Source organism: Citrobacter sp. R56 (assembly GCF_016811995.1).
Lineage (GTDB): Bacteria > Pseudomonadota > Gammaproteobacteria > Enterobacterales > Enterobacteriaceae > Citrobacter_D > Citrobacter_D enshiensis.
The window spans coordinates 1,384,696-1,401,145 of record NZ_CP069159.1 but is presented as its reverse complement, the minus strand read 5'-3'; the positions used below and the strand labels follow the sequence as shown (position 1 = coordinate 1,401,145).

At 54.1% G+C, this 16,450-nt stretch carries 16 protein-coding genes; 7 read left to right on the top strand and 9 right to left on the bottom strand.

Features of this window, described 5'->3' with window-relative positions:
* Together ligA and zipA are read right to left on the bottom strand one after the other, a co-directional pair.
* Nucleotides 1–2,016: an NAD-dependent DNA ligase LigA gene (gene ligA, locus JM656_RS06665; protein WP_203360504.1), complete on the bottom strand. Its 2,016-nt coding sequence runs from the start codon at nt 2,014–2,016 to the stop codon at nt 1–3.
* A 71-nt stretch (nt 2,017–2,087) separates the two neighbouring features.
* Nucleotides 2,088–3,077 (bottom strand): cell division protein ZipA, encoded by a 990-nt coding sequence (gene zipA / locus JM656_RS06660; RefSeq protein WP_203360503.1) that lies wholly within the window; start codon nt 3,075–3,077, stop codon nt 2,088–2,090.
* 230 nt (nt 3,078–3,307) lie between these two features.
* On the opposite strand from zipA, the gene cysZ reads away from it, so the two are divergent.
* From cysZ to crr, 5 genes are all read left to right on the top strand, one after another.
* Nucleotides 3,308–4,069, top strand: a complete 762-nt coding sequence (cysZ, locus tag JM656_RS06655; protein WP_203360502.1) for a sulfate transporter CysZ — start codon at nt 3,308–3,310, stop codon at nt 4,067–4,069.
* A 184-nt stretch (nt 4,070–4,253) separates the two neighbouring features.
* Entirely contained in the window at nt 4,254–5,225 is a 972-nt protein-coding gene (gene cysK / locus JM656_RS06650; protein ID WP_203360501.1) for a cysteine synthase A, read from the top strand.
* 384 nt (nt 5,226–5,609) lie between these two features.
* Nucleotides 5,610–5,867 carry a phosphocarrier protein Hpr gene (ptsH, locus tag JM656_RS06645; RefSeq protein WP_004936458.1) on the top strand — a complete coding sequence of 86 codons (258 nt, stop codon included), beginning with the start codon at nt 5,610–5,612 and terminating at the stop codon, nt 5,865–5,867.
* Nucleotides 5,868–5,911: 44 nt separating this feature from the next.
* Nucleotides 5,912–7,639: a phosphoenolpyruvate-protein phosphotransferase PtsI gene (ptsI, locus tag JM656_RS06640; protein WP_203360500.1), complete on the top strand. Its 1,728-nt coding sequence runs from the start codon at nt 5,912–5,914 to the stop codon at nt 7,637–7,639.
* A gap of 40 nt (nt 7,640–7,679) precedes the next feature.
* Nucleotides 7,680–8,189: a PTS glucose transporter subunit IIA gene (gene crr, locus JM656_RS06635; protein WP_008803873.1), complete on the top strand. Its 510-nt coding sequence runs from the start codon at nt 7,680–7,682 to the stop codon at nt 8,187–8,189.
* Nucleotides 8,190–8,344: 155 nt separating this feature from the next.
* Here the strand turns inward: crr and JM656_RS06630 are convergent, their stop codons facing one another.
* A complete protein-coding gene (locus JM656_RS06630; RefSeq protein WP_203360499.1) occupies nt 8,345–8,584 on the bottom strand; it encodes a cytoplasmic protein in 240 nt (79 codons plus the stop codon).
* Complete coding sequence (gene pdxK, locus JM656_RS06625; protein WP_203360498.1) at nt 8,581–9,447, bottom strand: pyridoxine/pyridoxal/pyridoxamine kinase; 867 nt, start codon at nt 9,445–9,447, stop codon at nt 8,581–8,583. Before pdxK ends, JM656_RS06630 begins: the two co-directional genes overlap by 4 nt.
* 82 nt (nt 9,448–9,529) lie before the next feature.
* Here pdxK and ptsJ point away from each other — a divergent pair, with 82 nt between their 5' ends.
* Together ptsJ and JM656_RS06615 are read left to right on the top strand one after the other, a co-directional pair.
* A complete protein-coding gene (gene ptsJ, locus JM656_RS06620) occupies nt 9,530–10,825 on the top strand; it encodes a transcriptional regulator PtsJ (RefSeq protein ID WP_203360497.1) in 1,296 nt (431 codons plus the stop codon).
* A 13-nt stretch (nt 10,826–10,838) separates the two neighbouring features.
* Complete coding sequence (locus JM656_RS06615) at nt 10,839–11,555, top strand: type 1 glutamine amidotransferase (RefSeq protein WP_203360496.1); 717 nt, start codon at nt 10,839–10,841, stop codon at nt 11,553–11,555.
* Between the two features lie 32 nt (nt 11,556–11,587).
* Here JM656_RS06615 and cysM read toward each other — a convergent pair whose 3' ends face one another.
* The 5 genes from cysM to cysP form a co-directional block, all read right to left on the bottom strand.
* The gene (gene cysM / locus JM656_RS06610; RefSeq protein WP_203360495.1) at nt 11,588–12,499 is read right to left on the bottom strand and encodes a cysteine synthase CysM; all 912 of its coding nucleotides are present in this window, start codon (nt 12,497–12,499) and stop codon (nt 11,588–11,590) included.
* Nucleotides 12,500–12,567: 68 nt separating this feature from the next.
* Complete coding sequence (gene cysA, locus JM656_RS06605) at nt 12,568–13,665, bottom strand: sulfate/thiosulfate ABC transporter ATP-binding protein CysA (RefSeq protein ID WP_203360494.1); 1,098 nt, start codon at nt 13,663–13,665, stop codon at nt 12,568–12,570.
* Nucleotides 13,655–14,530 carry a sulfate/thiosulfate ABC transporter permease CysW gene (gene cysW, locus JM656_RS06600; protein ID WP_203360493.1) on the bottom strand — a complete coding sequence of 292 codons (876 nt, stop codon included), beginning with the start codon at nt 14,528–14,530 and terminating at the stop codon, nt 13,655–13,657. The genes cysA and cysW overlap by 11 nt, the downstream gene beginning before the upstream one ends.
* Nucleotides 14,530–15,363: a sulfate/thiosulfate ABC transporter permease CysT gene (gene cysT, locus JM656_RS06595; protein ID WP_192612989.1), complete on the bottom strand. Its 834-nt coding sequence runs from the start codon at nt 15,361–15,363 to the stop codon at nt 14,530–14,532. The genes cysW and cysT overlap by 1 nt, the downstream gene beginning before the upstream one ends.
* Nucleotides 15,364–16,380, bottom strand: a complete 1,017-nt coding sequence (gene cysP / locus JM656_RS06590; RefSeq protein ID WP_203360492.1) for a thiosulfate/sulfate ABC transporter substrate-binding protein CysP — start codon at nt 16,378–16,380, stop codon at nt 15,364–15,366.
* Nucleotides 16,381–16,450 lie beyond the last annotated feature (70 nt).

Genomic DNA, 16,450 nt, shown 5'->3' with positions numbered 1-16,450 from the left:
TCAGACACCCAGCAAGCGGAGCATTTCGGCTTCGTCAATAACGGCAATGCCCAGTTCCTGCGCTTTCGCCAGCTTCGAACCCGCTGCTTCGCCCGCAATCACCAAATCGGTTTTCTTCGACACGCTGCCTGCCACCTTCGCGCCCAGCGCTACCAGACGCGCTTTGGCGTCGTCACGGGACATCTGGTTTAAGCTGCCAGTCAGTACCACCGTTTTACCGGCGAACGGACTGTCGATCTCTTCCGCATTGACAACAACCGGAGCAGGCCAGTGAATGCCCCGCGCCAACAGTTGTTCGATAACCTCACGGTTGCTCTCTTCCGCGAAGAAGTTGAACACGTGTGTGGCGACTACGATGCCCACATCCGGGACTTTTTGCAGTTCGTCGAGAGAGGCGGCTTCCAGCGCTTCCAGCGTACCGAAATACGCCGCCAGTCCGGCAGCGGTCGCCTCGCCGACTTCACGAATACCCAGCGCATACAGGAAACGTGCAAATGTCGTCTCTTTGGCTTTCTCCAGCGCGTTAACCACATTCTGCGCCGACTTCGGCCCCATGCGATCAAGACCGGTGAGCTTACCGGCCGTCAGAGTGAACAGATCGGCAGGCGTATGGACATATTCTTTCTCGACCAATTGGTCGATTATTTTATCGCCCATACCGTCAACATCCATGGCGCGACGTGAGACGAAATGCTTAAGCGATTCTTTACGTTGCGCCCCGCAAATCAGGCCACCGGTACAGCGGGCAACCGCTTCACCTTCCACACGCTCGACGTCCGACTGGCAGACCGGGCAATGGGTAGGGAAAACAATTTCCTGAGTCTCTTCCGGGCGCTCTGAAAGCACCACGTTAACCACCTGAGGGATCACATCCCCCGCACGGCGGATAACGACCTTGTCGCCAATGCGTAAACCGAGGCGTTCAATTTCATCGGCATTATGCAACGTTGCGTTGCTCACCAGTACGCCCGCCACCTGCACCGGCTCGAGGCGGGCTACAGGGGTAATTGCGCCCGTCCGCCCAACCTGGAATTCCACGTCACGAACAACGGTCATTTGCTCCTGCGCGGGGAATTTAAAGGCCACCGCCCAGCGTGGCGCACGCGCCACAAAGCCCAGTTGTTCCTGGAGCGCCAGTGAGTTGACCTTAATGACGACGCCGTCAATATCAAAGCCGAGCGTTGGGCGATCCTCTTCCACTTTGTGGTAGAAGGCCAGTACCGCCTCAGGGGAGTCGCAGAGCGTCACCCGATCGCTCACCGGAAGCCCCCACGCTTTAAACTGCAGCAAACGCCCGAGGTGCGTATCGGGAAGTTCGCCTCCTTCCAGTACGCCAACACCATAGCAGAAGAATGTGAGCGGTCGCTTCGCGGTAATACGCGGGTCAAGCTGGCGCAATGAACCTGCCGCCGCGTTACGCGGGTTCGCGAACACTTTATTCCCCGTACGGCGGGCATCTTCATTAATCTTTTCAAAACCGGCTTGTGGCAGGAAGACTTCACCGCGCACTTCCAGACGCGCAGGAATATTGTCGCCGCGCAGTTTGAGCGGAATAGCGCGGATGGTACGCACGTTAGAGGTAATATCTTCACCGGTTGTCCCATCGCCACGCGTCGCCGCACTGACCAGCACACCGTTTTCATACAGAATGCTCACCGCCAGGCCATCGAGTTTCAATTCGCAGCACCAGGTCAGTTTGTCGGTGCTTTTCAGCCGGTCCTGTACGCGTTTGTTAAAAGCCAGAAAGCTCTCTTCGTCAAACACGTTATCCAGTGACAACATCGGTACTTCATGGCGAATTTGACTGAATACCGCCAGCGGAGCAGCCCCGACGCGCTGGGTTGGCGAGTCTGACGTCACCATTTCCGGGTGCTTTGCTTCCAGTTCGCGCAGCGTCTGCATCAGGCGGTCATATTCCGCATCGGGAATTTCCGGCGCGTCCATCACATGGTAAAGGTACTCATGATGGCGAAGCGCGGTTCGTAATTCTGTCAGTTGTTGTTCGATTGATTCCATATCGCACCATCAATGATAAAAAACCCCCGACATGCGGGGGTTCAGAAAGGAAATGTCACGCCTGAGTAGAATCAGGCGTTAGCGTCTTTCACTTCGCGGATGCGGTCCTGATACTCACGCAATTTCTGCGGGGTCATCATTCTGCGTTGGTCGTCAAGCACCACGCCGCCCACTTCGTCAGCGATATGCTGTGCAGACTGCAGCATCAGCTTAAAGTTTTGCAGTTCATCGCCGTAGGACGGCACCTGCATGAAAATAGTCACCCCAGGGGTGGTGAAATCACCCGTCATTTCAGGATCAAACGTCCCTGGGTTCACCATATTTGCCAGGCTGAATAACGCAGGACCGCTGCCATCCGGGCTTAAATGACGATGGAAAATATTCATATCGCCAAACTTAAAGCCGGCTTGCTGAATGCTATTCAGCAGGATATCACCGTTCAATTCGGTGCCATGATGCGCCGCGACGTTCATGATAATGACCGCTTCTTTGCGCTGCGGTTTTTCAGGCGCTGGCGGCGGCGTTTCCACGACAGGTTCTGGCTGAGGTTTTGGCTCGGCAACGGGTTCCGCAGGCTGGAATGTTTGCGGTGCAGGCTGCACAGGCTGTTGAACCGGTTGCACCTGCGGCGTGGCCGGTTGTTGTACCGGCTGATGCTGCACAGGCGGTTGTACCGGTTGCGGCTGTTGTACTGGCTGCGGCTGAGCATGCTGCGGCGGTACCGACGCGCCAGGCGGTTGCTGAGCCGGTTGACGCGGCTGCGCAGACGCATAAGGCGGCTGGTACTGGTGTTGCGGCGGCTGGCGAGGTGCGTCATGCTCCTGCGCATTGCCCGGGGCATGATTTACGCGGTGAACACGAACTTCACCCACGCCTTCGTCGTCTTGATCGACATCGTCGTCAAACGACTCGTCGTCACGTTTTGATTTCATGCGTTTTAGTGGACGATCGCGGAACATAGAAGATCGTTCTTTACGGCTGGTCCAGAAACCATGTACCAGTAAAGCGATTATGGCGATCGCGCCAACAATGATTAATATCAGACGCAAATCCTGCATCATTATATTCTCTGTTGTTCTAACACCTTGCCACCACGGCAAACATTTACTCACTAAGAGTATTTGCCGATTACCTCAAGTGCAAGTGGACTCTTGTCTTTCACAGCATAAAGATGAACGAAATTGTACTTTTTGCTGATTTTTCGAACATTTCTTAACTGTCCACCAGGCCACAACACGGTAAGATAGACAAAGTTTAGCCGGGGCTTAAACAAAAGGAGCATGTCCTGATTATGGTTTCATCATCCGCAACTGCGCCACGCAGTGGTTTCTATTATTTTTCTCAGGGATGGAAGTTGGTCACCCAACCGGGTATCCGTCGTTTTGTGATTTTACCTATGATGGTCAACATTCTGTTGATGGGCAGCGCGTTCTGGTGGCTGTTTACCGAACTGGACACCTGGATCCCTTCGCTGATGAGCCATGTACCGGACTGGCTACAGTGGTTAAGTTACCTGCTGTGGCCGATTATCGTCCTCTCGGTGTTGCTGGTTTTCGGCTATTTTTTCTCGACGCTCGCCAACTGGATAGCGGCGCCGTTTAATGGTTTGCTTGCCGAACAGCTTGAAGCGCGTTTAACCGGGGCGACGCCTCCCGACACTGGCGTACTCGGCATCATGAAAGATGTGCCGCGCATCATGAAACGTGAATGGCAAAAACTGGCGTGGTATCTCCCGCGCGCGATTGCTCTGCTGGTTCTCTATTTTATTCCTGGCATCGGGCAAACCGTCGCGCCGGTACTGTGGTTCTTGTTCAGCGCGTGGATGTTGGCGATTCAATACTGCGACTATCCCTTCGACAACCACAAAGTCCCGTTCAAAGAGATGAAGAACGCCCTGCGTACGAAAAAAGTGACCAATATGCAGTTCGGCGCGATGACCAGTCTGTTCACTATGCTGCCCGTGCTCAACCTGTTCATTATGCCGGTTGCCGTCTGCGGCGCGACGGCAATGTGGGTGGATTGCTATCGTGATAAACACGCGCTCTGGAAGTAATTGATCTTTTTTCTATTTGTAAAAAAATTGTGCAAAATGGGAGTGGCTTATGCCGCTCCTTATTCCATCCGGATCCCCATTATTTCCCTTCTGAATATAGATATGCTAAATCCTTACTTCCGCATATTCTCTGAGCGGGTATGCTAGCCCATGTACCCCAATTTCATACAGTTAAGGACAGGCCATGAGTAAGATTTTTGAAGATAACTCGCTGACTATCGGTCATACGCCGCTGGTTCGACTGAACCGTATCGGTAACGGACGCATTCTGGCGAAGGTGGAATCACGTAACCCGAGCTTCAGCGTCAAATGCCGTATTGGTGCCAATATGATTTGGGATGCCGAAAAACGTGGTGTGTTGAAACCAGGCGTTGAACTGGTTGAGCCGACCAGCGGCAACACGGGTATCGCTCTGGCGTATGTGGCTGCGGCTCGTGGTTACAAACTGACGTTAACCATGCCGGAAACCATGAGCATTGAGCGTCGTAAGCTACTCAAAGCGCTGGGCGCAAATCTGGTGCTGACCGAAGGCGCCAAAGGCATGAAAGGCGCAATCCAGAAGGCAGAAGAAATCGTCGCCAGCGATCCGGTTAAGTACCTGTTGCTCCAACAGTTCAGCAACCCGGCAAACCCTGAAATTCATGAAAAAACCACTGGCCCGGAAATTTGGGAAGATACCGACGGTCAGGTCGATGTGTTTATCTCCGGCGTTGGTACTGGCGGTACGCTCACCGGCGTATCCCGCTACATTAAGGGAACGAAAGGCAAAACGGATCTGGTAACCGTTGCCGTTGAGCCGACGGACTCTCCGGTTATTGCTCAGGCGCTGGCAGGCGAAGAGCTGAAACCCGGCCCGCACAAAATTCAGGGTATCGGCGCGGGTTTCATCCCCGGTAACCTGGATCTAAAACTGATTGATAAAGTTATCGGCATCACCAACGATGAGGCTATTTCCACCGCACGTCGTCTGATGGAAGAAGAAGGCATTCTGGCAGGTATCTCCTCGGGTGCCGCCGTTGCTGCAGCGCTTAAGCTCCAGCAAGATGAGACCTTTACCGGTAAGAACATTGTGGTTATATTACCATCATCAGGTGAGCGTTATCTAAGCACTGCGTTGTTTGCCGATCTCTTCACTGAGAAGGAACTGCAACAGTAATGCCAGCATGTTAATAACGCGTAAAAAAGCGCCTTTTTGGGCGCTTTTTTGTGGCCTGCTTCAAAGTTTCACTCCTCCTGGCATTGATTCACCCTGCCGGGTCTGGTATTTAACCAGACTAATTATTTTGATGCGCGAAATTAATCGTTACACGAAAACCGCTAGCTGAATCGATTTTATGATTTGGTTCAAGTCTTCCTTTAGCGGCATAATGTTTAATGACGAGCGAAACGTCAGCGGCCAGACGTTGCCAGCAACGGAATTGCGTAGAACACCGACTGTGTCGTGCCCCGTTTACGCCGGCGCTAACAATACAGGCTAAAGTTGAGCCGCCAGGCTAGACTTTAGTTCCACAACACTAAACCTATAAGTTGGGGAAATACAATGTTCCAGCAAGAAGTTACCATTACCGCTCCGAACGGTCTGCATACCCGCCCTGCTGCTCAGTTTGTTAAAGAAGCGAAAGGCTTCACTTCTGATATTACCGTGACCTCCAATGGCAAAAGCGCTAGCGCAAAAAGCCTGTTCAAACTGCAGACTCTGGGTCTGACTCAGGGCACCGTTGTTACCATCTCTGCGGAAGGTGAAGACGAGCAGAAAGCGGTTGAACATCTGGTTAAACTGATGGCGGAACTCGAGTAATTTTCCGGGTTCTTTTAAAAATCAGTCACAAGTAAGGTAGGGTTATGATTTCAGGCATTTTAGCATCCCCGGGTATCGCTTTCGGCAAAGCACTGCTGCTGAAAGAAGACGAAATCGTCATTGACCGGAAAAAAATTTCTGCCGACAAGGTTGATCAGGAAGTTGAACGTTTTCTGAGCGGTCGTGCCAAGGCATCTGCACAGCTGGAAACGATCAAAACGAAAGCTGGTGAAACGTTCGGTGAAGAGAAAGAAGCCATCTTTGAAGGGCATATTATGCTGCTCGAAGATGAGGAGCTGGAGCAGGAAATCATAGCCCTGATTAAAGATAAACACATGACGGCTGATGCAGCTGCGCATGAAATTATCGAAGGTCAGGCCACTGCCCTGGAAGAGCTGGATGATGAATACCTGAAAGAACGTGCGGCTGACGTGCGTGACATCGGTAAACGTCTGCTGCGTAATATTCTTGGTCTGGCAATTATCGATCTGAGCGCGATTCAGGATGAAGTTATCCTGGTTGCGGCTGACCTGACGCCGTCAGAAACCGCACAGCTGAACCTGAACAAGGTGCTGGGTTTCATTACTGACGCCGGTGGCCGTACTTCGCACACCTCTATTATGGCGCGTTCTCTGGAACTGCCTGCCATCGTAGGTACCGGTAGCGTTACCGCTCAGGTAAAAAATGACGACTATCTGATTCTGGATGCCGTAAACAACCTGGTTTACGTCAATCCAACGAACGAAGAAATCGAACAGCTGCGCGCCGTTCAGGAGCAAGTTGCGACTGAGAAAGCCGAACTGGCGAAACTGAAAGATCTGCCGGCCATCACGCTTGACGGTCATCAGGTTGAGGTTTGCGCTAACATCGGTACTGTACGTGATGTTGAAGGTGCCGAGCGTAACGGCGCTGAAGGTGTTGGCCTGTACCGCACCGAATTCCTGTTCATGGACCGTGACGCTCTGCCTACTGAAGAAGAGCAGTTTGCGGCGTATAAAGCCGTTGCTGAAGCGTGTGGCTCTCAGGCGGTTATCGTACGTACCATGGACATTGGCGGCGACAAAGAGCTGCCGTACATGAACTTCCCGAAAGAAGAAAACCCGTTCCTCGGCTGGCGTGCCGTGCGTATCGCGCTGGATCGCAAAGAGATCCTGCGTGACCAGGTTCGCGCCATCCTGCGTGCGTCTGCTTTCGGTAAATTGCGCATCATGTTCCCGATGATCATCTCTGTTGAAGAAGTACGCGAACTGCGCAAAGAGATCGAAATCTACAAACAGGAACTGCGTGACGAAGGGAAAGCCTTTGACGAGAGCATTGAGATTGGCGTGATGGTGGAAACACCGGCCGCCGCGACGATTGCGCGTCATTTAGCCAAAGAAGTGGACTTCTTTAGTATCGGTACCAATGATTTAACGCAGTATACTCTGGCAGTTGACCGTGGTAATGATATGATTTCACACCTTTACCAGCCAATGTCACCGTCTGTCCTTACGCTTATTAAGCAGGTTATCGATGCTTCTCATGCGGAAGGCAAATGGACTGGCATGTGTGGTGAGCTTGCAGGCGACGAACGTGCTACACTTCTGTTGCTGGGGATGGGTCTGGACGAATTCTCTATGAGCGCCATTTCTATCCCGCGCATTAAGAAGATTATCCGTAACACGAACTTCGAAGATGCGAAGGTGTTAGCAGAGCAGGCTCTTGCTCAACCGACAACGGACGAGTTAATGACGCTGGTTAACAAGTTCATTGAAGAAAAAACAATCTGCTAATCCACGAGATGCGGCCCAATTTACTGCTTAGGAGAAGATCATGGGTTTGTTTGATAAATTGAAATCTCTGGTTTCTGATGATAAGAAAGACACCGGAACTATTGAGATTATTGCTCCGCTCTCTGGCGAGATCGTCAATATCGAAGACGTGCCGGATGTTGTTTTTGCTGAAAAAATCGTTGGTGATGGCATCGCTATCAAACCAACTGGCAACAAAATGGTAGCGCCTGTTGACGGTACCATCGGCAAAATCTTTGAAACCAACCATGCGTTCTCTATCGAATCTGATAGCGGCATTGAGCTGTTCGTTCACTTCGGTATCGACACCGTTGAACTGAAAGGCGAAGGTTTCAAGCGTATCGCTGAAGAAGGCCAGCGCGTTAAAGTTGGCGACCCGGTTATTGAATTCGATTTGCCGCTGCTGGAAGAAAAAGCCAAGTCTACCCTGACTCCGGTTGTTATCTCCAACATGGACGAAATCAAAGAACTGATCAAACTGTCCGGTAGCGTGACTGTGGGTGAAACCCCGGTTATCCGCATCAAGAAGTAATTCTTGCCGCAGTGAAGAATGGCGCCTGATGGCGCCATTTTTTTATACACTTCATCCGGTCTGCCTGATGGCGCTACGCTTATCAGACCTACGCGAATTGTCACCACGGAATTAGACTAAGGCGTTCACGCCGCCATCCGGCATCAGTGCCGCGGTCACAATGGCGAGGTCACTGGGCGATAACATTTTTCACGCATCAGGATTTTCATCCCTTCCGGCCCGCTTTCCAGCATCCGCTTCTCTGAATCAGCAACCTGCAATTCGCACTGATATCCCCCTGCAACGCCGAACATTGCCCGCGCCACACAAATGTCTTCCAGCGCCTCAAGGCCGCTGGTTTCGAAATGGCCGACGACACGCCCCTGCTGGCGAACCACTAACCGATAACTCTTCATCGCGCCTCCCCTGCCGGTGGCAGTATCAGTTCATCGCAACCGCATTGCTGAGTCCAGGTCATGACGTCCAGCACCCGCTGAGCAGCACTTTTCGTCGCCGCCACCAGCGTTTTCCCTTTCACGAGACCGCTCACCAGTTCCGCACAGAACAGATCGCCGGTCCCTTTCAGATCGGTTTTCACCCGTGAGTGTTCAATGACATCCACCGAATCGGCGGTCACCACCGCAACGTTTATCGTCTCATCGGTTTCACCCGGCGCGCTGGTGATAACCACCCATAGCAAGGTGTCGGAAAGGAGCGATTTGGCGGCGATCACTGCATCATCCAGCGTGCCGCACGGCTTCCCGCTGAGCATCTCCAGTTCGAAGACGTTGGGTGTCAGTCCCTGCGCCAACGGCAGCAGATGGTGGCGATACGCGGCGGGAATTTCCGCTTTCACGTACATTCCACTGTCCGTGTCGCCTATCACCGGGTCCACCAGAATACACACATCAGGATGCGACTCCCGGACCGTCGTCAGCCACTGCGCCAACAGTTCGATCTGCTCTGCGCTTCCCATATAACCGGTGGTCACGGCTTTGAGTTCACGCAGTGCGTCACGTTCATTCAAAGCCTGAAGATAACCGCGAAACCAGTCGGCAGGGATAATGCCGCCATAAAACGTCTGATAATGCGGGGTATTGCTAAACAGTACCGTAGGGACCGGGGTCACCCGTAATCCCTGTGCTTTAATGGCAGGCACCGCAATGCTGTTGCCGACGCTACCATAAACGACCTGTGACTGAACGGCGACAATATCGGTCTGTATCGCCCGATGCGTATCGTCGAAGAGCACTGACTGTATTTCACTCTCCTGCCCCATTGCCTTCTCCTCTCACTGGACAGCGGGCTCACGCCTCACTATTATCGTCATATGCTAAAATTCATTTTGTCATAGGTCAATAATGATCGACGGAAAAACCGCCAACGAAATTTTTGACAATATTCGTCAACATGTCGCAAGTGGCAAATTGACGCCAGGCGAAACGCTGCCGCCGGTTCGTGAACTGGCGACCGCGCTGGAGATCAACCGCAATACTGTCGCGGCGGCTTACAAGCGCCTGGTCACCTCCGGGCTTGCCGTCAGCCTCGGGCGCAACGGGACGGTGATCAAAGGTACTCCATCGCCTGTCGCGCTCGAAGGGAGCAACCCAGGAACACCGCTGACCGATCTCTCCGGTGGTAACCCTGATCCTCAGCGCCTACCCGATCTCAGCCGCTACTTCACCGCGATAAACAGGTCGCCCCGTCTGTATGGCGATGCGGCAGTGTCTCCTGACCTCAAGAAATGGGCTGCGCACTGGATGCAGGATGCAACCCCTCAGGCTGGCGAAATTGATATTACCAGCGGCGCCATTGATGCGATTGAGCGCCTGCTCTGTGCGCACCTGCTGCCTGGCGACAGTGTGGTGGTGGAAGACCCCTGCTTTTTAAGCAGTATCAGCATGCTCCGTTACGCCGGATTTAGCGCAGCTCCGGTACTTGTCGATAGCGAAGGCATACTGCCGGAAGGGCTGGAGCAGGCTCTGCAAAAAGGGGCAAGAGCCGTTATTCTGACCCCACGGGCGCACAACCCAACAGGATGCAGCCTGAGCGCATCGCGCGCGGCCGCGTTACACGCCATTCTGGCTCTCTACCCACAAGTGCTGGTGATTGTCGATGATCACTTCGCCCTGCTTTCTTCATCTCCCTGGTATCCGGTCATTGCCCGCGAAACGCAACATTGGGCTGTGGTGCGTTCCATGTCGAAAACGCTCGGCCCGGACCTGCGCCTCGCCATCGTTTGCAGCGACGCGGCCACCTCGGCGAAGCTTCGTTTACGGTTAAACTCCGGCAGTCAGTGGGTCAGCCATCTGTTACAGGATCTCGTCTGCGCCTGTCTGACCGACGAGGACTACCAGCAATCACTTCATGATACCCGGCAGTTTTATGCCTCTCAGCAGCAAAAACTGGCGGCAGCATTACGCCATCAGGGCATAGATTCCGTCTCTCCCGGCGACGGCCTGAATCTGTGGCTACCGCTTCATGACGCAAGCCAGACGGTTGCGTTTAAACTGGCAAAATCAGGATGGCTGGTACGTGAAGGTGAAGTGTTTGCCGTGAATACGCCAGCCCACGGCCTGCGCATTACGCTGTCGACACTCAGCGACAGCGACATCAACACACTGGCGGCTGATATTCATCAGGCGCTGAAACGCTAACAGGAGAATACAAGTGCGAGTTCATTTTGTTGTTCATGAGTCGTTCGAATCAACCGGAGCATATTTGCAATGGGCTGAAGATCGTGGTTACGCCATCTCCTGGTCTCGCGTCTATAGCGGAGAGCCCGTCCCCGCCAATGCCGATGATTTCGATATGCTGGTGGTTTTTGGCGGGCCGCAGTCACCGCGCACCACGCTTGCTGAGTGCCCACATTTTGACTCACTGGCCGAGCAGCATCTGATCAACCAGGCCATTGTCGCGCAACGGATTGTGGTGGGGATCTGTTTAGGCTCACAGCTGATTGGCGAGGCGTTGGGGGCGAAAGTGTGTCAAAGCCCGGAAAAAGAGATTGGTCATTACCCCATTACGCTGACCGAGGCAGGTCAACAGCATCCGTTGGTTGCTCACTTTGGCTCCCCGTTGATGGTGGGTCACTGGCACAACGACATGCCGGGGTTAACCGATCAGGCAACGGTACTTGCCACAAGCACAGGCTGCCCACGGCAAATCGTGCAGTACGGTAATTTTGTTTATGGTTTCCAGTGCCATATGGAGTTTACCGCTGAAGCGGTGGCAGGACTGATTCAGCATTCCGAACAGGAACTGGCAGAAGCCAAAGGGAAGCGCTTTATTCGCTCAAACGAGGAAATGCGTGAATGGAATTACCGGGAAATGAATGAAAAACTGTGGCAGTTCCTGGACCTGTTGGTCGAGAAACACCGCAAATAACCGACATGCCCGGCCATTGCCGGGCGATGTTCTTAGATTCCCGCTCCCTGGCTGAAGTGCTCTTCGCCAAAGACGCCAGTCGAAAGATAGCGATCGCCGCGATCGCAGATGATCGCCACGACCACCGTACCAGGATTCGCTTTCGCCACGCGCAGCGCCCCTGCTACTGCGCCGCCGGAGCTGACGCCGCAGAAAATGCCTTCACGCACCGCCAGTTCACGCATCGTGTTTTCAGCGTCGTCCTGATGAATATCTAAAACTTCATCCACCAGCGAGGCGTTGAAAATCCCCGGCATATATTCTGCCGGCCAGCGACGAATACCCGGAATACTGCTGCCTTCTTCAGGCTGCAAACCCACAATCGTCACCGGTTTCTCTTGCTCACGCATGAAACGCGACACGCCGGTAATAGTGCCGGTCGTCCCCATACTGGAGACAAAATGGGTGATCCGCCCGGACGTTTGCTGCCAGATTTCGGGACCGGTGGTGGTGTAGTGCGCGTACGGGTTATCCGGATTGTTAAACTGATCCAGCAGCTTACCTTCACCGCGATTCGCCATTTCCAGCGCCAAATCCCGCGCCCCTTCCATCCCCTGCTCTTTGGTGACCAGGATCAGCTCAGCACCGTAAGCACGCATGGCGGCGCGTCGTTCCTGACTCATGTTGTCCGGCATTAACAGTTTCATGCGATAGCCTTTCAGCGCGGCAATCATCGCCAGTGCAATTCCGGTGTTACCACTGGTCGCTTCAATCAGCACATCGCCCGGTTTGATTTCGCCCCGCTTTTCCGCCTCGACAATCATCGATAACGCGGCGCGATCTTTTACCGAGCCCGCCGGATTATTGCCTTCCAGTTTGAGCCAAATTTCGCTGCCGTTGTTCGGCCCCAGACGTTGTAATTTAACCAGCGGCGTGTTGCCGATGGTTTGTTCTAATGTATTCACGTTTTCTGCTCATAAAAAAGCCGGGTGGCGCTGCGCTTACCCGGCCGATAAACATACGAATTAACCTATCAGGCCGATTCAGCCAGAGCAAGCTCCGCTTCGCGCGTTTCGATGCGTTGTTCGCCGTTATACAACCGCGCATTTTGCAACCCAACGAACAGGCGCTCGCCGCGGACTGGCGCATCGTCACCCTGCATCACCACCGTCAGCGGCTCGTTGTACCACCCTAAAGGCTGCACAACTAATTGGGTGTAGTGCCCTTTCGGACTGGCTTCCAGCACCTGTACCGGCAACGGTGAGTCAAGGCTGGTGCGGCGACTGATGTCCACTTCCCACGGGCGCAGGAACAGATCGACAGGCCCCTGATAAGCCGGTGTATAGCCCAACGGCCAGCGGTGCGCCCCAACGTGGAACTGCCCGCCGCGGATTGTCCCCCGCAGGCGGTTCACCTCGCCCATAAACTCCAGCACGAAGCGGGTCGCTGGCTCACGCCATACCTGATCCGGCGCATCGGCCTGCTCAATATTGCCCTGACTCATCACCACCACGCGGTCCGCCACTTCGGTGGCTTCTTCCTGATCGTGCGTCACAAAGACGCTGGTGAATTTCAGCTCTTCATGCAGCTGACGCAGCCAGCGACGCAACTCTTTGCGTACCTGAGCGTCGAGTGCGCCAAACGGTTCATCAAGCAACAGAATTTGTGGTTCCACGGCTAACGCGCGCGCCAGCGCCACACGCTGTTTCTGCCCGCCGGAAAGCTGAGACGGGAAGCGATCCGCCAGATGCGCCAGTTGCACCATCTCCAGCAACTTTGTCACTTTCGCTTTAATCGCCGCCGCATTCGGGCGCTCGCGACGCGGCAGCACTGTCAGACCAAAGGCGATATTGTCGAATACGGTCATATGGCGGAACAGCGCGTAGTGCTGGAACACGAAACCGACTTTACGATCGCGGGCATGCAGGCGGCTGACATCCGTCCCGTGGAAGCGAATATGGCCGCTGGACTGATGTTCCAGCCCGGCGATAATCCGTAACAGCGTGGTCTTCCCGGAACCAGACGGCCCCAGCAGAGCCACCATTTGACCTGAAGGAATATCCAGTGAGATATCGTTCAGCACCAGGGTGCGACCAAAAGACTTCTTAATATTGGCAATCTCAATGCTCATGATTTTCCTCCTGTTGCGCGCGTTTTTCCTGATTTTCCAGGCGCCACTGCAACATGCTCTTCAAAAACAGGGTAACAATCGCCATCAGCGTCAGTAACGCGGCAGCGGTAAAGGAGCCGACAGCGTTGTAGTCTTGCTCCAGTAATTCAATCTGTAGCGGCAGCGACAGGGTTTCACCGCGAATCGAGCCGGAGACTACCGACACTGCGCCAAACTCGCCAATCGCACGGGCGTTGGTCAGCACCACGCCGTACAGCAGCGCCCAGCGGATGTTCGGCAGCGTCACGCGGCGGAACATTTGCCAGCCGGAGGCACCGAGTAAAATCGCCGCTTCGTCTTCCTGGCTCCCCTGACTTAGCATCACCGGCACCAGTTCACGTACCACAAATGGGCAGGTGACGAAGATAGTGACCAGCACCATGCCCGGCCAGGAGAACATAATTTGCAGGTTATGCTCATCCAGCCAGCCGCCCAACGGACCGTTAGAGCCGTAGAACAGCAGATACACCAGACCAGCGACCACTGGCGAGACGGCAAACGGGATATCCAGCAGCGTCAGCAACAATTGGCGACCCGGGAAGTTAAAGCGCGTCACCAGCCAGGCCAGCAACACGCCGAACACCAGGTTGACCGGCACAGCAATCAATGCAATCAGCACGGTCAGCCAGATGGCGTGGAGCATGTCCGGGTCGGCCAAATTCTGTATTACCGGCATCAATCCTTTGCTGAATGCCTGCACGAAGATATAGATCATCGGCACCAGCAAAATAAACGTGGACACCAGCATGCCCGCGCCAATCAGCAGCCATTTCCCCCAGTTAATGCGGGGCGCGTCATAGCGCTTTAATTGAGTAACGTCCGCCATCAGTGACCTACCACACGTCGACCAAAGCGACTTTGCAGAGTGTTAATCGAAAACAGCAGTAACAACGACGCGGCAAGGATCACCGACGCGATCGCGCTCGCCGCCGGATAATCAAACTCCTGTAAGCGAACAAAAATCATCAGCGATGTCACTTCGGTCTTCCACGCGATATTGCCCGCGATAAAAATCACCGCGCCGAATTCACCCAGACTGCGGGTGAAGGAGAGCGCCACGCCTGCCACCAGCGCCGGAGAGAGCTCCGGCAACACGACCTTGCGAAAGCTCTGCCAGCGGGTCGCACCGAGCGTCTCTGCCGCTTCTTCATATTCCGGGCCTAACTCTTCCAGCACCGGTTGCACCGTACGTACCACAAACGGAATGCTGGTAAACGCCATCGCCACCGCAATACCGAGCCAGGTATAGGTGACTTTGATATCAAACTTCGCCAGCCACTCGCCGTAAAAACCGTTGACCGAAAACAGCGACGCCAGCGTCAAACCCGCGACCGCCGTTGGCAGGGCAAACGGTAGATCCATCAACGCATCCAGCAATGTGCGCCCCGGGAAGCGATAGCGGGTTAAGATCCACGCCATCAGCAGGCCGAACACACCGTTAAAAATCGACGCCACAAAGGCCGACAACAGCGTGACTTTATAGGCCGCAACCACCTGCGGGTTGGTGATCACTTCCCAGTACTGCGCCCAGCTCATCTCAGAAAGTTGCATCACCAGCGCGCTGAGCGGCAGCAGCAAAATCAGGCAGACGAACAGCAAGCTGGTGCCCAGACTTAAGGTAAAGCCGGGCAGCACGCGTCTGGAGGAGACGGCTAACATTTACGAGCGCCCCGCCGCCAGCAGTTTGTCCAGTTCGCCACCGCTGACAAAATGGGTTTTCATCACCGCAGGCCAGTCGCCAAACTTATCTTCCACGCGGAACAGTTCGGTTTGCGGGAATTTGTCTTTCAGCTTGTCCATCACTTCCGGGTTGTTCACGCGGTAGTAGAAATCAGTAATGATGGTCTGCGCTTCAGGGCTGTAGAGCCAGTTCAAATACGCTTTCGCCGCCTTCTCAGTGCCGTTGGCCTTCACGTTTTTATCGACCCACGCCACGGGAAACTCGGCGAGGATATTCACCTTCGGCACCACCACTTCAAAGCCCTGCGCTTCATACTGTTTGCGAATGTTGTTCACTTCCGACTCAAAGGTGATCAGCACATCGCCCAGCCCACGCTCAACAAACGTAGTGGTTGCGCCACGACCGCCGGTGTCAAACACCTCAACATTCTTCAGGAATTGGGTCATGAATTGCTCGGTTTTGGCTTTATCGCCGCCATCGGCTTTATCCGCCGCACCCCAGGCCGCCAGGTAGGTATAACGCGCATTACCGGAGGTTTTCGGGTTCGGGAAAATCAGTTTCACGTCAGTGCGCACCAGGTCATTCCAGTCGTGGATGTTCTTCGGGTTGCCCTTGCGCACCAGGAACGCCATCGTGGAATAGAACGGTGAACTGTTATTTGGCAGACGGCTTTGCCAGTCCGCCGGGATAAGCTTGCCTTTATCGTGCAAGATCTGCACATCCGTCACCTGGTTGTAGGTGACGACATCGGCTTTCAGACCCTGCAAAATCGCCAGCGCCTGTTTTGATGACCCGGCATGAGATTGTTTAATCGTCAGCTTGTCGCCGCCGTTGTCTTTCGCCCATTGCTGTTCAAACGGCGGGTTCAGGGCGGCAAACAGTTCGCGGGAAACATCGTATGAACTGTTCAGCAGTTCCGTTGCCTGCGCCTGCGTGGCCAGTAACAGAGACGCTACCAGCGTCAGGGTTCTTTTTTTCAGTAAGTTAACGGCCATTGCGCACCCTTATAAATTTAATGACTTTCTATTTGCCATCATATTTATAACCAGGGTGAAAGGAGTAACG

Bases quoted from the DNA above. Each gene is read 5' to 3' on its own strand.
- zipA (WP_203360503.1), bottom strand. From the start codon at position 3,077: ATGATGCAGGATTTGCGTCTGATATTAATCATTGTTGGCGCGATCGCC.
- ptsH (WP_004936458.1), top strand. From the start codon at position 5,610: ATGTTCCAGCAAGAAGTTACCATTACCGCTCCGAACGGTCTGCATACC.
- cysW (WP_203360493.1), bottom strand. From the start codon at position 14,530: ATGGCGGACGTTACTCAATTAAAGCGCTATGACGCGCCCCGCATTAAC.
- ptsI (WP_203360500.1), top strand. From the start codon at position 5,912: ATGATTTCAGGCATTTTAGCATCCCCGGGTATCGCTTTCGGCAAAGCA.
- JM656_RS06630 (WP_203360499.1), bottom strand. From the start codon at position 8,584: ATGAAGAGTTATCGGTTAGTGGTTCGCCAGCAGGGGCGTGTCGTCGGC.
- cysK (WP_203360501.1), top strand. From the start codon at position 4,254: ATGAGTAAGATTTTTGAAGATAACTCGCTGACTATCGGTCATACGCCG.
- crr (WP_008803873.1), top strand. From the start codon at position 7,680: ATGGGTTTGTTTGATAAATTGAAATCTCTGGTTTCTGATGATAAGAAA.
- cysT (WP_192612989.1), bottom strand. From the start codon at position 15,363: ATGTTAGCCGTCTCCTCCAGACGCGTGCTGCCCGGCTTTACCTTAAGT.
- cysA (WP_203360494.1), bottom strand. From the start codon at position 13,665: ATGAGCATTGAGATTGCCAATATTAAGAAGTCTTTTGGTCGCACCCTG.
- cysP (WP_203360492.1), bottom strand. From the start codon at position 16,380: ATGGCCGTTAACTTACTGAAAAAAAGAACCCTGACGCTGGTAGCGTCT.
- ptsJ (WP_203360497.1), top strand. From the start codon at position 9,530: ATGATCGACGGAAAAACCGCCAACGAAATTTTTGACAATATTCGTCAA.
- pdxK (WP_203360498.1), bottom strand. From the start codon at position 9,447: ATGGGGCAGGAGAGTGAAATACAGTCAGTGCTCTTCGACGATACGCAT.
- cysZ (WP_203360502.1), top strand. From the start codon at position 3,308: ATGGTTTCATCATCCGCAACTGCGCCACGCAGTGGTTTCTATTATTTT.
- ligA (WP_203360504.1), bottom strand. From the start codon at position 2,016: ATGGAATCAATCGAACAACAACTGACAGAATTACGAACCGCGCTTCGC.